11 protein-coding genes are annotated in these 14,587 nt (G+C 63.9%); 3 read left to right on the plus strand and 8 right to left on the minus strand.

What is annotated here, in order from left to right; all coding sequences use genetic code 11:
• Positions 1-350: 350 nt before the first annotated feature.
• Genes HV753_RS10570 through HV753_RS10580 form a run of 3 tightly spaced genes read left to right on the plus strand, consistent with a single transcriptional unit; the run spans position 351 to position 4,160 of the window.
• Positions 351-1,559 (plus strand): DesA family fatty acid desaturase, encoded by a 1,209-nt coding sequence (locus HV753_RS10570; protein ID WP_175174394.1) that lies wholly within the window; start codon positions 351-353, stop codon positions 1,557-1,559.
• On the plus strand, positions 1,556-3,850 hold the full coding sequence (locus HV753_RS10575; protein ID WP_175174395.1) for a UvrD-helicase domain-containing protein: 2,295 nt from the start codon (positions 1,556-1,558) through the stop codon (positions 3,848-3,850). Before HV753_RS10570 ends, HV753_RS10575 begins: the two co-directional genes overlap by 4 nt.
• Positions 3,851-3,854: 4 nt before the next feature.
• Positions 3,855-4,160: a chorismate mutase gene (locus HV753_RS10580; protein ID WP_175174396.1), complete on the plus strand. Its 306-nt coding sequence runs from the start codon at positions 3,855-3,857 to the stop codon at positions 4,158-4,160.
• A 65-nt stretch (positions 4,161-4,225) separates the two neighbouring features.
• Here HV753_RS10580 and HV753_RS10585 read toward each other — a convergent pair whose 3' ends face one another.
• The 8 genes from HV753_RS10585 to dapD form a co-directional block, all read right to left on the minus strand.
• A complete protein-coding gene (locus HV753_RS10585) occupies positions 4,226-5,434 on the minus strand; it encodes a cytochrome-c peroxidase (protein ID WP_175174397.1) in 1,209 nt (402 codons plus the stop codon).
• On the minus strand, positions 5,407-8,055 hold the full coding sequence (locus HV753_RS10590) for a TonB-dependent receptor (RefSeq protein ID WP_175174398.1): 2,649 nt from the start codon (positions 8,053-8,055) through the stop codon (positions 5,407-5,409). The genes HV753_RS10585 and HV753_RS10590 overlap by 28 nt, the downstream gene beginning before the upstream one ends.
• A gap of 120 nt (positions 8,056-8,175) precedes the next feature.
• Positions 8,176-9,099: a FecR family protein gene (locus tag HV753_RS10595; RefSeq protein ID WP_175174399.1), complete on the minus strand. Its 924-nt coding sequence runs from the start codon at positions 9,097-9,099 to the stop codon at positions 8,176-8,178.
• On the minus strand, positions 9,099-9,587 hold the full coding sequence (locus HV753_RS10600) for an RNA polymerase sigma factor (protein WP_175174400.1): 489 nt from the start codon (positions 9,585-9,587) through the stop codon (positions 9,099-9,101). Before HV753_RS10600 ends, HV753_RS10595 begins: the two co-directional genes overlap by 1 nt.
• Positions 9,588-9,710: 123 nt before the next feature.
• Complete coding sequence (locus HV753_RS10605) at positions 9,711-11,645, minus strand: ABC-F family ATP-binding cassette domain-containing protein (protein WP_175174401.1); 1,935 nt, start codon at positions 11,643-11,645, stop codon at positions 9,711-9,713.
• Positions 11,642-12,538 carry a 50S ribosomal protein L3 N(5)-glutamine methyltransferase gene (prmB, locus tag HV753_RS10610; protein WP_175174402.1) on the minus strand — a complete coding sequence of 299 codons (897 nt, stop codon included), beginning with the start codon at positions 12,536-12,538 and terminating at the stop codon, positions 11,642-11,644. The genes HV753_RS10605 and prmB overlap by 4 nt, the downstream gene beginning before the upstream one ends.
• 9 nt (positions 12,539-12,547) lie before the next feature.
• Complete coding sequence (gene dapE, locus HV753_RS10615) at positions 12,548-13,765, minus strand: succinyl-diaminopimelate desuccinylase (RefSeq protein WP_246288223.1); 1,218 nt, start codon at positions 13,763-13,765, stop codon at positions 12,548-12,550.
• Positions 13,765-14,586: a 2,3,4,5-tetrahydropyridine-2,6-dicarboxylate N-succinyltransferase gene (gene dapD, locus HV753_RS10620; RefSeq protein WP_006227943.1), complete on the minus strand. Its 822-nt coding sequence runs from the start codon at positions 14,584-14,586 to the stop codon at positions 13,765-13,767. Before dapD ends, dapE begins: the two co-directional genes overlap by 1 nt.
• Between the last annotated feature and the right edge of the window lies 1 nt (position 14,587).

Genomic DNA, 14,587 nt, shown 5'->3' on the forward strand with positions numbered 1-14,587 from the left:
CAAAAGAGACAGTTTGGTCACAGGGAAGGGCGGAAAGTTTGCGCCGGGAAAATGGCGTTCTCAAGACCCAATTCCCTTGCTGACAGGAACTTTAGTAGCGAAATGTAGCCAAAACCTAGTGCCATTGCGAATACCCCCCACCTTCATGGGGTAGCCGGCCCAGGCGCCGGATGTCCGCAAGGCTCGGCCTCGCGATCAGCCCAAGCGGCCGCGAGAGAGGGTTTTTGTGCGCTAAAACTGGGGCTTAGTCCTTGATTTCGCTCAAAAACTATTTTGAAACTCCCTTGTCATAAGACGACAAAGGTAAGCTAAACTTCAGGCACTTCTCAAGCGAGGCTCATAACAGCTTTATGGATTACATCCTCTCCTTCATTGCCGGCGGTCTGACCCAAGCCTCTTGGTGGCAGGTTGTCGTATTCACCCTTGTCGTGACGCACATCACGATTGTTGCGGTCACGGTTTTTCTCCATCGCAGCCAAGCGCACCGCGGTCTGGATTTGCATCCGGCTGTCATGCACTTCTTCCGCTTCTGGCTCTGGATGACGACCGGCATGGTCACCAAAGAATGGGTTGCCATTCACCGCAAGCATCACGCCAAGTGCGAAAAGGAAGGCGATCCTCACTCGCCCATGCTGTTCGGCATCTGGAAGGTGCTGTTCCGCGGCGCGGAACTGTATCGCGAAGAATCGAACAACACCGAAACCATGGCCAAGTTCGGCCACGGCACCCCGGACGACTGGCTTGAACGCAACGTCTACAGCAAGCACAGCTTGTGGGGCGTGCTGTCCATGCTGGCTATCGACGTTGCCCTGTTCGGCGCCGTCGGCGTGACGGTCTGGGCGGTGCAGATGGCTTGGATTCCCTTCTGGGCGGCCGGCGTTGTCAACGGTATCGGCCACTACTGGGGCTACCGCAACTACAACAGCCCGGACACCAGCACCAACGTGTTCCCCTGGGGCATCGTGATTGGCGGCGAAGAGCTGCACAACAACCACCACGCCCACGGCACGTCGGCCAAGTTCTCGGCCAAGTGGTACGAATTCGACATCGGCTGGTGCTACATCAACATCTTGAAGTTCCTTGGCCTGGCCAAGATCAAGAAGGTTGCGCCCAAGCTGAAGCTGGACGACACCCGCACCGGTATCGACCTGCGCACGCTGCAAGGCGTGATCACGCACCGCTACGAAGTCATGGCCCGCTATGCGGACGTGATCAAGAGCGCCGCTCGCGAAGAGCTAAGCAAGCTGAAGGCCTCGCGCCAGGAAGGCAACGCTGAGTGCGGCTACACCAAGCTGCATCAAGTGCGCCGCGCCATCCACCGCAACGAGGACATCCTCCAGCCTGAACAGCTTGCCGCCGTGGACAAGGCAATCGCCCAGAACAAGTCGCTGTCGACCCTGGTGCAGATGCGCCGCGAACTCGGCCGCATCTGGGAAAGCTCCAGCGCCAGCAGCGAACAGCTCCTTCATGACTTGCAGGCCTGGTGCCAGCGCGCCCAGCAAAGCGGCATCGCCGGGCTCGAGCAATTTGCTCAACATCTGCGCCGCTACGCGGCATGATGCTAGAGAAGCTCAACCCTGAACAACGCGCCGCAGTAACGTTAGAACCGCAGCACGCCCTGGTCTTGGCCGGGGCGGGCAGCGGGAAGACCCGGGTACTCACTACCCGCATGGCCTGGCTGATTCAAACCGGCCAGGCTTCGCCTTTTGGGCTTCTGGCGGTCACGTTCACCAATAAGGCTGCCCGCGAAATGCTGGCGCGTATGTCGGCGATCCTGCCGATCGATACGCGCGGCCTTTGGATCGGCACCTTCCACGGCCTGTGCAATCGCATGCTGCGCGCGCACCACCGCGACGCCGGCTTGCCGCAGAGCTTCCAGATCCTGGACGTCACCGACCAGCTTGCGGCCATCAAGCGCTTGATGAAGGCCAACGGCGTCGACGACGAAAAGTACCCGCCGCGCGATGTGCAACGCTTCATCAATGGCGCCAAGGAAGAGGGCCTGCGTCCGCAAGACGTCGAGGCCTACGACGCCCATCGCCGCCGCCTGATCGAGATCTATCAGCTGTACGAAGCCCAGTGCCAGCGCGAAGGCGTGGTCGACTTCGCCGAGCTGCTGCTGCGCGCCTACGAATTGCTGTCGCGCAACGCACCGGTGCGTGAACACTATCAACGCCGTTTCCGCCACATCCTGGTCGACGAGTTCCAGGACACCAACACCTTGCAGTACAAGTGGCTGCGTTTGTTGGGCGGCGGCGGCGCGGCCATCTTCGCCGTGGGCGACGATGACCAGTCCATCTATGCCTTCCGCGGCGCGAATGTCGGCAACATGTCCGACTTCGAGCGCGATTACGCGCACGGCACGGTGATCCGGCTGGAACAGAACTACCGCTCGTTCGGCCACATCCTGGATTCCGCCAACGCGCTGATCGGTCACAACAGTGGCCGCTTGGGCAAGAATCTATGGACCGATCAAGGCGAAGGCGAACCGGTGCGTGTCATCGAACAGCCTTCCGACGGCATGGAAGCCCAGTGGATCGTGGACGAAATCCGTTCGTTGATCCATGACGGCAGCCTGCGCCGCGAGATTGCCGTCCTGTATCGCAGCAACGCGCAATCGCGCGTGCTGGAACATGCCATCTTCTCGGCCGGCATTCCGTACAAGGTCTATGGCGGCCTGCGCTTTTTCGAGCGCCAGGAAATCAAGCACGCGCTGGCGTATTTGCGGCTGATGGCCAACCCCAACGACGACACGTCGTGGATGCGGGTCGTCAACTTCCCGACGCGCGGCATTGGCGCGCGCACGCTGGAACAACTGGCCGACGCGGCCCGCGCGCATGACACCAGCCTGTATGCGGCGGTGGCGTTGGTGGGTGGCAAGGGCGGGTCCAATCTGGCCCAGTTCGCGCAATTGATCCACCGCCTGATCGAAGAAACGCGCGGCCTGCCGTTGCCGGAAATGGTCGAGCACATGCTTGAGGCCAGCGGCCTGAATGCCCACTACAAGGCCGAGCGCGAAGGCGCCGAGCGTCTGGAAAACTTGAACGAACTGATCACGGCTGCGGCCGTGTTCGCTTCCGAAGAGAACTACGACGGCATGCCTGCCGGCGTGGTGCCTGAACAGGCGTCCTCATCGACGTTGATGCCGGGCGTGGTCGACGCGCCCATCGTGGCGTCCGACGGCCTGACGCCGCTTGCGGGGTTCTTGTCGCACGCGGCGCTGGAAGCCGGCGACAACCAGGCCCAGCAAGGCCAGGATGCCGTGCAACTGATGACGGTGCACGCCGCCAAAGGCTTGGAGTTCGACGCCGTCTTCATTACTGGCCTGGAAGAAGGGCTGTTCCCGCATGAGAACAGCATCCTGGAGCAATCCGGGCTGGAAGAAGAGCGCCGCCTGATGTATGTCGCGATCACCCGCGCGCGGCAACGTCTGTACATCAGCCTGGCCCAAAGCCGGATGCTGCATGGCCAGACCCGCTACGCCATGCGGTCGCGGTTCCTGGACGAGATTCCGGAAGAGCACCTGAAGTGGCTGTCACCCAAAGCTGGCCTGGCACCGGTCAGCAGTACCGGTGCTGGCTGGGGCGGGGGCAATCGCGGCGATGCATTCGGACGCAAGCCCACCAATACCATTGCGCCGCGTCAACCGCGCGGCATCGCCAGCGGTGTCACGGTGGGAGACAAGCAGTATCGTGTGGGTCAGGGCGTGCATCACGCGCGGTTTGGCGATGGCACGATCATTGGCTTGAGCGGTGCGGGACAGGACGCCCAGGCAGAAATCCAGTTCCGCGACGTCGGCGCCAAGACCTTGGCGCTGGGCATCGCCAAACTTGACATTGTTCAGGGTTGAAGACATGGCCAACAACGATTCTCCGAAAGCCGAGTTGGCGTCGCTGCGCGCCGAAGTCGATGAAATCGATCAGCAGATCATGTTGCTGCTGGGTGTGCGGTTCCGTTGCACGGACATGATCGGTGAGCTCAAGACCAACCACGGCATGGATCTGGTGGACCCTCAGCGGGAATCCCAGCAGGTCGAACGCATCCGCCGATTGGCCGAAGAAGCGGGCGTTCCGCCCGCGCTGGCTGAAACCATCCTGCGCGAAGTGATCGATACCGTGGTTGACCACCACACCCGCCTGCGCGAGCGCCCGTACTCGTAATGCCAGGCTGGCGGTGCCCGGCAGCTTGCATCAGCAAAGCCACCTGGCGCCGCCTTCCCCTTTCCCTACAAGACCTTCATGAACGCCAACAAGGCGTCGATCTCGTCCGCGCTGAGATCCAGCGATCGGATGTGTTCGGACTTGCGCGGCGCATAGGGATCGGGTGGGTTCGCCGGGGCCGCATCCCGGCCCATGCCGGCGTTGTACATCCGCAGCAGGCCCTTCAAGTCCGGGAACAATCCGTTGTGCATCCATGGTCCGGCCAGCGACACGTTGCGCAGGCTGGGCGTGCGGAATTTACCCAAATCGGCCAAGTCGCGCGTGACCTCGAAACGGCCCAGATCCTGATTGCGACGGCCATAGAAGGACAGTCCGATATTGTGGAACTGGTTGTCTGTCAGCAGCGCTCCACTGTGGCAGTTCATGCAACGCGCTTGCGTGCGGAAAAGGTGCATCCCCAGAAGCTCGGTGTCGTCCAAAGCCGTTTTGCTGCCGTCAAGAAACGCATCGAAGCGCGTGGGTTCGGGGCGTAGCGTGGCCACGTAGGTGGCCAGCGCGCGCGCCACCCGGTCAGCATCCACCGCGGAGGGCTGCACCGGGGCAGGTGCGCCGAATGCGCGCAGGAATTCGGTGGGGTAGGGGTTCGTCTCCCGCAGCCGCGCGACGACGCCAGCCGCATCGTGGTTCATTTCGCGAGGATCATGGATGGGGCCCAGTACCTGTTCTTTCAGGGTGGCGGCCCGGCCATCCCAGAACAGGACGGGCGCAAACGGCGCCGCATACAGCGGCGTTGAACGCCGCCTGCCCATCAATTGATCTTCCCCCACGGCCAAGGCACGGCCATCCGTGAATGCCCGCTGGGGCAGATGACAGGACGCGCAAGACACCTGGCCCTTGCGCGATACGCGGCTATCGAAGAACAGCATCTGTCCCAGCGTCACGATCTCGGGGCGTGCGGCATCGGCCGCCAGTTGCGGGCGTCCCGCGTTGGCAGCCAGCCAGCTCAGTGGGGGACTGGACGCGGGCGGCACTGCCGTCCACTCTGTCCAGCTGACCCCGGGATCCAGCGTGGGAGCAGGCCACGTCGGGCTGGTGCCGCTGTACAGCCGGCGCAGGCAGGCGGCATCCCAGCCCGCCGGGCCGTGGCAAGCGCGCGCCTCGGACGGGGATCGCGTGGCGGCTGGGCTGGCCGGGGCTTGCGCGCTGGCCGCGCCCGCCATCGCCATCGCCAGCACCGCGCCCAGGATCAGAAGCGGTAACCGACTTGCAGCCATAGCTCGCGTCCCGATTGGTAGGTGCTGCGATTGGTTTTCAGGTTCGGGTTGCTGGCCGTCACCGCTGGCATGCGGTTCAGCACGTTCAGGACCTCGACGGTGAACTCCAGGCTGCGCGCAAAGGTAGGCTGCCAGGTCAGTTTGGTGTCCCAGGTCCAGTAGGACGGAATCTCGCCGGACTCGAAGCGTTCCAGATAGTCGGGCCTGGGACCCAGGCCCACGTAGATGGTCGCGTCGCGCTTGCTGCGCCAGTTCAGCATGTTGCTCCAGGTCAGCCCGGTGCGTGGCCATGCGCCGATCAGGCCGAGCGAGGCGGTCTGCGGCTGGTAGAAGGTGCTGGGCGGCAGGTCGATGGCGCGCGTCCGCGATCCGTTGTAGAACACATACTCGTCTGGCGCCCGCGCGTCGCCGCTGTAGCCGTCGACCAGATCCACGTTGGTCTTGCGCTTTTGCCAGCTCCAGGACGCCTGCATGTTCCAGCGCGTTTCACCTAGCCGCCAGGGTTCCAGGGTGCGCAGCGACAGGCTTACGCCGTCGGTGGTGGACAGGCCCTCGTTGGTGTAGCGGTACCCCTCCGTTTCGTTGCCGGTCTGAGTCCACTGATCTCGGCCGTTGCGCCGCACGTAGCTCAGCACGCCTTCCACGCCTGCCATGCGCTGGCGCAGCGAGACGGCCCATTCGTCGTCATAAGGCATGCGCAGCCCCTGGTATTCGACGAAATACTCCTTGCTGCCGTTTGCAACGGGGTTGCCTTTGCTGTCCAGCACCTGCCGGCGCAAGCGGCTCATTTCCTCTCTCAGTGCGGTCTCCAGCACTTGCGAGCCGTAGTAGCGCGACCAGCCCGCGCTAAGCAGCGTGTCGCCCGAACCGAACATGTCCCAGTCCAGCCGGGTGCGTGGCGAGACATTGTTGTTGCCCAGGAAGGTCTCCCGGTCATAACGCAGGCCCGCGTCCAGGGCCAGCCGTTCCCATTCGATGCGGTCGGACAGATACAGGCTAGCCATGTTGTAGTTCACGTCTACGGTGCCGGGCAGGTACCGGACCTTGCTGAAGTCCTTGTAGCTGCCATCCGGGCTATATGCGCGTCGGTATGAATGGCTCTCCTGGAAACGCTCGAAATTGGCCTGCACGCGGGAGACCTCGGCGCCCGCATATGGGCTGTGCGTGAAGACCCCCGTGCGGATGGGGTCCAGATCGATCCGGCCTTTCAGGGTCCAGGTATCTTGCCGCTTTTGTTCCTTGCCAAAGCCGCCCGCCGTATACAGCGGCAGCCGGTAGGGCTGGTAAGTCACCAGCTCGTCACCGACCGATTCGCGGTTGCTCAGCGAGCGGTCCCAGCCTGCTTGCACCGAAAATCGCCCGCCTTGGAAGAGATGGTCAACATTGCCGCTGACGCCGCGCGCGGCGTGGTTGTTATCCCAGCGGGTGTGTCGAAACAGATCGCTGGCCAGGGTCTCGCTGCGGTCGCTGTATTTGAGCGTCAGGTCGGCGATGGTGTCGGCGCTGGCGCGCACACTGAACTTGCCCAGGAAATTGTCAATCCTGTCGTTATAGGTGTCCTGGCCCGGGGACGGTTGTCCCTTGTCGTCCACGCCCATGTTCCAGCGCGTGATGTTCGATTCCCGACGCGACATGGCCAGCACGGCGCCGGATTTTTCATTGAAGGCGATATCGCCGACTGCGGAATAGAAGCGCTTCTTCCATTCAGGTGAATAGCCCGGCTTGCCCTGCGCCCAGCTGTTCTCGTCGCCTTCGCTGACTTGTTGCTGGGTCATTTTTGAGGTGTTCCAGCGATAGTCCAGGTTCAGGTGGTTTTCTCCGGAAAACCGCCGCAACCGGGCATCGACGACGCCCCCTGTGAAGCGGCCATACTCCACCGGTACGAAACTGTCGTGCACGCGCACCTCGTCAAGCAGGCTCGTGTCCACGAAGTACGACTGCGGATTGCTGGGAATATTGCCAACCTGCAAATTCAGGTTCTTGCTGGCGGGGTCCACGCGATTGGTCGCGTCCATGCCGTCGATCTGGAACAGGTTCTGATACGGGCTGGACCCGTGAAATGAAATGTCCTCGACGTTGAGCGATCCGCGGTTCTGCGAACTGTTCGCGCCGGGATTGGTGCGCACGGCCGGGTGGGTCGCGACCAAGGTGCTCAGATCCCGGTTGGAACTCGGTGTGTTCGTAATGTCTTCCTGGGTGTAGACCCGTTCGCCGATCTGTCCGCCATACACCTTCACCGCATCGAGCCGGGTTGCGGAAAACGGGTTCGCCTTGTCCACATAGATGATGTAGCGGCCGGGGCCGTCCGCGCGCAGGGTCAGGCCCGACCCGCGCAGTAGCTGATCCAGCGCGTCCAGCGGTGACAAGGTGCCGCGCAATGCGGGCGCGGTTCTTCCGGCGACCACGGCGGGCACGAAAGAGATTTCGATGTTGGCCTGCTGACCCAGGGCAAGCAGGGCGGGGCCGAGCGCCTGGGCGGGAATGTCGAAGTCTGCCGGCTTGGCGTGGGTCTGGGCCCATGAGGGCGCCGGGCTGCACAGCGCCAGTGCGGCGCTCAAGGCAAGCGCTACGGCGGGGAGGCGGCGGGTAGGAAGGCGGCCGGTGAAAGCGCGGGAAGCCATGCGTAAGTCCTAAGCAGCAATGTCAGCCGTAGGACGTCGGCACTGCGCAAACCCCTCATCAAAATCGTGATGAATAATTTATATCGATTCTCATTTACAGATTGGGTGCGGCGAATTGCCTCAACGCAGGATCAGCAATCCGGGCAGTTCCGTCACGCGCACGGGTGTCTGCGCCAGCAGCAGTTCCAGCGCCCGCAACGGATTGGCGACGTTGGCCGTGCCCGACACGTGTTGCGCCTTGGCCGCCTCGCCCATCACCAGGATGTGTTTGCCGGTGTAGCGCGCCAATGTGTCCGCCGCGACTTGCAGCGGCACGTCGTCGAAGCTGAGCAGGCCCCGGGTCCAGCCGGGCGGCGTCGTGTCGGCCACGGCGTCGCGCTTGACGCCAGCGGCAGAGACCTCAACGGCTTCGCCAGCGGACAAGGTCAAGCCTTGGTCATCGGCGCAGGGCAGGCAACGCACGGCAACCTGGTGTGCCTGAACCGCGACCCGGGTGCCATCGTTCAGTAGATCCACCGTGAAGCGCGTGCCCAGCGCGGTGGCCGACGCATCCCGTGTGATCACGGAGAACGGCGCCATGCCGGGCTGTCGCGGCACGGGTTCAAACTGGGCGCGACCTTGCAGCAAGCGCACCTGGCGCTGGCCATTGGCGTAGTTCAGCGCCAGGGCGCTTTGGGCATCCAGCACCACCATCGAGCCGTCAGGCAGGGTGATGCGGCGCACGCTCGCGTCCGCGGTGTAGTCCGCCCGAGACCTGGGGTCCGTTGATCCGAACCAACCGGCGAACGCAGCCGTCAGCAGCACCAGCATGGCGGTGACCCGAAGCTTGCGGGCGGGGCGCTTGGCAAGTTTTCCACGGTCGATCTCACCCATGCGGCGCCACAGGCGCGACAACCGGTCATAAGCCGCCGCGTGCCGGACATCAGCCCGGTACCACGCTTCAAATGCGGCGTGTGCCTTGGCATCCAGGCGTTGGCCGCTTTGCCGGATCACCCAGCGCGAGGCTTCTTCCACGGGGTCAGCGGGGCGTGCGCGCGTGGCCATCAGTCTGTCAGTGCCAGGTCGCAGGCCAGCAGGATGCGCATCATGTGCTTTTCGACCGCGCTGACCGATATCGCGAAGCGCGCGGCAATGTCGCGGTAGGTCAGGCCTTCGTGACGATGCAACACGAAAACATCCAGGCTGCGACGCGGTTGGGCAAGCAGGGCGGATTCCAGGCGGCGCAGCGTTTGGTGCGCGGCGGCCACGTCGAAGGTGTCGGCGGCATGGGCAACGGGTTGCGCGGCGGCGTAGTCGGCGGTGGCCGACAGTTCGCGCGTGCGGCGGCGGTGCCAATCGGTTGCGATGTTTGCCGCCACCCGGAACACATATGCCCTGTCATTGTCGGGGCGGGTGCGGTCATTGAATTCCGCCAGCTTGATCCACGTGTCCTGCGCGCAATCCTGGGCCACGTCGCGCGAGCCCGTGCGCATCGAGAGAAAGCCAAGCAGTTCGCGGTAGTGGCGGAGGAATACGTCCGTAAGCGTAGACATGTCGCTGGCGCCTGGCGCCAGATGGAGTCAATTTCGCGACGGAGTATAAATGATAATGGTTATTATTAATAGATGGCGCAGCACGCTTGGGAGGCGGGGCAAGCCCGCCACCCAAGCATCGCGCTAGGCTTCGCTTTGGTCGATTTCTTCCAGGGAGCCCTGGATCTCAAGCCATTGTTCTTCCAGTTCGTCGATGCGCTTGCCATGTTCACCGTGCTCAGCCATGACTTTCTGGCGCTCCGCGCGGCGGGCGTCCGAATACAGGTCAGGATCGGCGATCACCGAGTCCAGGGCGTGGAGCTTGGTCCGAAGCTTGTCCATTTCTGTTTCGACCTTGGCCAGCTTGGCTTCCAGCGGTTTGCGCAGGGCAGACACGCGCTGGCGCTGTTCGGCTTCGGCCCGGCGTTGCGCCTTGCGGTCCACGACCGGTTCGCTGCCTTCGGCATTTTCGCGCGCAGCTTCGGCGCGTTCCCCGGCATTGCGGGCAGCCAGCCAGTCGCGGTAGTCCTCAAGGTCGCCGTCGAACTCGCGCACCGCGCCGTCCGCCACGATCCAGAAGCTGTCCACGGTGGTACGCAGCAGATGGCGGTCGTGCGAGACCAGCAGCATGCTGCCCCCGAAGTCGGCCAGCGCGGTGGCCAGGGCTTCGCGGGTTTCGACGTCCAAGTGGTTGCTGGGTTCATCCAGCAGCAGCAGGTTGGGCTTTTGCCAGACGATCAAGGACAGCGCCAGACGCGCTTTTTCACCCCCGGACATGGGGCCCACCTTGCTGGTCACGGTATCGCCCGAAAAACCGAAACCGCCCAGGTAGTTGCGCAACTCCTGCTCGCGGGTCTCGGGCGCCAGCCGCGCCAGATGCGCGATCGGGGTGCTATCCACGTCCAGCATGTCCAACTGGTGCTGGTGGAAGTAGCCAATCGCCAGCCCGCGCGAGGCGCGGCGTTCGCCTGCCTGGACGGGAATCTCTTCCGCCAGGGTCTTGATCAGCGTGCTCTTGCCCGCGCCATTGGCGCCCAGGACGCCAACGCGGCTGCCTGCGCGCACCATCAAGGTCACATCGCGCAGGATGGGGACGGCATTGCCCTCGGCATCCGTGTAGCCGGCGGATAAATGCTCCAACGTCAGCAACGGGTCGGGCACCTGGTCCGGCGATGGGATCCGGATGTCGATGCCGGCTTCGGCGTGCAAAGGCGCCAGCACCTGCATGCGAGCCAGCGCCTTGACGCGGCTTTGCGCCTGCTTGGCCTTGGAGGCCTTGGCCTTGAAGCGGTCGATGAAGCCTTGCAGCCGGGCCGATTCGCGCGTCTGGCGTTCGTAGGCGATATTGGTCTGGCGCAGGCGCTCGGCGCGTTGCGTCAGGAAGTCGCCATAGCCGCCGCGGTAGCGCACCAGCTTGGCATGGTCGAAGTGCAGGATGGACTTGGCCACCGCATCCAGGAATTCGGTGTCGTGCGAGATCAGCATGACGGTGCCCGGATAGGCGCCCAGCCATTTCTCCAGCCACAGCATCGCGTCCAGATCCAGGTGGTTGGTGGGCTCGTCAAGCAGCAGCAGTTCGGACGGCGCCATCAGCGCGCTTGCCAAGGCCAGGCGCATGCGCCAGCCCCCCGAAAAGCTCTCGACCGGCATCATCCATTCGTTGGGCTTGAAGCCCAGGCCGGCCAGCAGCTGTTCCGCGCGTGACGCAGCGCTCCAGGCGCCGGCTTCCACCAGCGCTGCCTCCACTTCCGCGATCTGCGTGCCTTGCTCGTCCGTCAGCGTGGCGCGACGGGCCTGCAATTCACGCAGATGCGTATCACCGTCGATGACGAATTCGCGGGCAGGGCGGTCGTCGGCATCCAGTTCCTGCTTGACGCTGGCAATGCGCCAGCCGACAGGCAGGTTCACCGTACCGGCGTCCAGGTCCAGGGCGCCGGTCAACAGCGCGAACAGCGAGGACTTGCCCGCGCCGTTCTTGCCCACGATGCCCACGCGCTCGCCCGGATGCACGACGAATTCAGCGCCGTCCAGCAGTACTTTCGTACCGCGGCGCAGGGTCAATCCAGTAGCGCGTATCACAGGGTAAGTTGCTCTCGGGTAAGCAGCAGAAGCTGGTCCGATGCCTCTTCCGTGTCCAGCCAGACGGGCGACAGCTGCGGGAAGGCGGCTTCAAAGAAATCGCGCTCATGGCCGATTTCCAGAACGATCACGCCGTCTTGCGTCAGGTATTGCGGCGCGGCTGCCAGAATGCGGCGCACCAGGTCCATGCCGTCCTCGCCGCCGGCCAGGGCCAGTTGCGGTTCGTGGCGGTATTCCTGCGGCAGCACATTCATGGAACCGCTGTTCACATAGGGCGGATTGCAGATGATCACGTCGTACTGACGCGCGGGCAGCGCATCAAACAGATTGCTCTCATGCAGGTCCAGGCGGTCAGCCAGACCGTAGTCATCCACATTGCGGCGGGCGACTTCCAGCGCATCGGGCGACACATCCACCGCGTCTACATGGGCGTAGGGGAAGGCCATGGCGGACAGGATGGCCAGGCAGCCCGAACCCGTGCACATGTCCAGCACGTTTTCCACGGCCAGGACATCCTGCACCCACGGCGACAGCCCCTGATCCAGCAATTCAGCGATGGGCGAGCGCGGCACGATGACGCGCTTGTCCACGTAGAAGCGATGGCCACGCAGCCAGGCTTCGTTGGTGAGATAGGCGGCGGGCACGCGCTCGGTCACGCGCCGTTCCAGCAAGTCCAGCACGCGGTCGCGCTCTTCGCGCACCACGCGGGCATCCAGGAACGGTTCCAGCGTGTCCAGCGGCAGGTGCAGGGCATGCAGCGTCAGATAGACCGCCTCGTCCCAGGCATTGTCGCTGCCGTGTCCCAGCGCCACCTGGGCGCCGTTCAGGCGCGACACCCCATAACGGATGAGGTCGCGCAGGGTCAGCAGTTCTTGGCGGGCGGATTGATACATAGGGTCTTCTTACTTGGGCACCAGAAGGTTTTCCAGCGTGCGCCGATAAATGTTCTTCAGCGGGTCCAGCGAGGCCACTTCAACGCGCTCGTTGACCTTGTGGATCGTGGCGTTGCCGGGACCAAACTCGATCACCTGCGGACAGATCTTGGCGATGAAGCGGCCGTCGGACGTGCCACCAGTGGTGGACAGTTCGGCGGTGACGCCGGTTTCGGCGTGAATCGCCTGCACCAGCGCATCGGTCAAGGATCCGCGCGGCGTCAGGAAAGGCTCGCCGCCCAACTCCCAATCCAGGTCATATTCCAGGCCGTGCTTGTCCAGCACCGCATGCACGCGGGTCTTCAGGCTTTCCGGCGTGCTGGCCGTCGAGAAACGGAAGTTGAACAGCGCCACGGCTTCGCCCGGGACCACGTTGGTGGCACCGGTGCCCGAGTTCAGGTTCGACACCTGGAACGTCGTGGGCGGGAAGTACTCGTTGCCCTGATCCCATTCGATGCCGACGATTTCCGCCAGCGCCGGGGACAGCTGATGCACCGGGTTGCGCGCCAGGTGCGGGTAGGCCACGTGGCCTTGGATGCCCTTGACCGTCAACTTGCCCGACAGGGAGCCACGGCGGCCGTTCTTGCAGGTGTCGCCCAGCACATCACCGGAGGTCGGTTCGCCCACGATGCAGTAGTCCAACTGTTCGCCGCGCGCCTTCAGCGCGTCGCAGACGATGGCGGTGCCGTCGATGGACGGGCCTTCCTCGTCGGATGTGATCAGCAGGGCAATCGAGCCTTCATGTTGCGGATGGGCCGCCACGAATTCCTCGGCCGCCACCACGAAGGCGGCGATCGAGCTCTTCATGTCGGCCGCACCACGGCCGTACAGCCAGCCGTCGCGTTCGGTGGGCACGAACGGGTCGCTTTCCCACTTCTCGCGCGGACCCGGAGGAACCACGTCGGTGTGACCGGCAAACACGGTCAGCGGCGCGGTGCTTCCGCGTCGCGCCCACAGATTGGTGACGCCGCCCTGTGCGATGGTCTCGCACGTGAAGCCGATGCGTTCCAGCCGGGCGGCAAGCGCCGCCTGGCAGTCTTCATCCGCCGGCGTGACCGACGGGCGGGCGATCAGGTCCTTGACCAGATCCAGTACGGCACCGGATGGTTGGCCCTGCTGCCGCGTTGCGGCAGCCTCCCCAAGGGAGGGGGCACGCCCTTCGGGCGGCTGTGCGGTCGTGCTGCTCATCAGGCCCTCAGCAGATCATTGATGCTGGTCTTGGCGCGCGTTTGGGCGTCGACCCGCTTGACGATGACGGCGCAAGCCAGGCTGTGCGAGCCATCGGCCGACGGCAGCGAACCCGGAACCACGACCGAACCCGAGGGCACGCGGCCGTAGGTGATCTTGCCGGTGGCACGGTCAAAAATCTTGGTGCTTTGCGACAGGAACACGCCCATGGCCAGCACGGAGTTCTCTTCCACGACCACGCCTTCCACCACTTCCGAACGGGCGCCGATGAAGCAGTTGTCTTCGATGATGGTGGGGTTGGCTTGCAGCGGTTCCAGCACGCCGCCAATGCCCACGCCACCCGACAGGTGGACGTTCTTGCCGATCTGGGCGCACGAACCGACGGTGGCCCAGGTGTCAACCATCGTGCCTTCGTCGACGTAGGCGCCGATGTTCACGTAGGAGGGCATCAGCACCACGTTGCGGCCGATGAAGGCGCCACGGCGGGCGACAGCGGGCGGCACCACGCGGTAGCCGCCTTGCTTGAAGGCGTTGTCGCCGTACTCCGAGAACTTGAGCGGCACCTTGTCGTAGAACTGTAGCGGCGCCTGGCCCATGATGGCGTTTTCGCTCAGGCGGAACGACAGCAGCACGGCCTTCTTGATCCACTGGTGAACGACCCAGTCGTCATTGATTTTCTCGGCCACGCGCAAGCGGCCCAGATCCAGGCCGTCGATGGTGTGCTCCACCGCTTCGCGCACTTCGGCGCTGGCGTCGGCGGGCGACAGGTTGGCCCGGTCGTCCCAGGCTTTTTCGATGGTGGTCTGCAAGTCGAGAGTCATA

The sequence above is a fragment of the Achromobacter pestifer genome (assembly GCF_902859625.1).
In the GTDB taxonomy this organism is placed as follows: domain Bacteria; phylum Pseudomonadota; class Gammaproteobacteria; order Burkholderiales; family Burkholderiaceae_B; genus Achromobacter; species Achromobacter pestifer.

Coding starts and splice junctions, on each gene's coding strand:
- HV753_RS10570 (WP_175174394.1), top strand. CDS start 351: ATGGATTACATCCTCTCCTTCATTGCCGGCGGTCTGACCCAAGCCTCT.
- HV753_RS10575 (WP_175174395.1), top strand. CDS start 1,556: ATGATGCTAGAGAAGCTCAACCCTGAACAACGCGCCGCAGTAACGTTA.
- HV753_RS10580 (WP_175174396.1), top strand. CDS start 3,855: ATGGCCAACAACGATTCTCCGAAAGCCGAGTTGGCGTCGCTGCGCGCC.
- HV753_RS10585 (WP_175174397.1), bottom strand. CDS start 5,434: ATGGCTGCAAGTCGGTTACCGCTTCTGATCCTGGGCGCGGTGCTGGCG.
- HV753_RS10590 (WP_175174398.1), bottom strand. CDS start 8,055: ATGGCTTCCCGCGCTTTCACCGGCCGCCTTCCTACCCGCCGCCTCCCC.
- HV753_RS10595 (WP_175174399.1), bottom strand. CDS start 9,099: ATGGCCACGCGCGCACGCCCCGCTGACCCCGTGGAAGAAGCCTCGCGC.
- HV753_RS10600 (WP_175174400.1), bottom strand. CDS start 9,587: ATGTCTACGCTTACGGACGTATTCCTCCGCCACTACCGCGAACTGCTT.
- prmB (WP_175174402.1), bottom strand. CDS start 12,538: ATGTATCAATCCGCCCGCCAAGAACTGCTGACCCTGCGCGACCTCATC.
- dapE (WP_246288223.1), bottom strand. CDS start 13,765: ATGAGCAGCACGACCGCACAGCCGCCCGAAGGGCGTGCCCCCTCCCTT.
- dapD (WP_006227943.1), bottom strand. CDS start 14,586: ATGACTCTCGACTTGCAGACCACCATCGAAAAAGCCTGGGACGACCGG.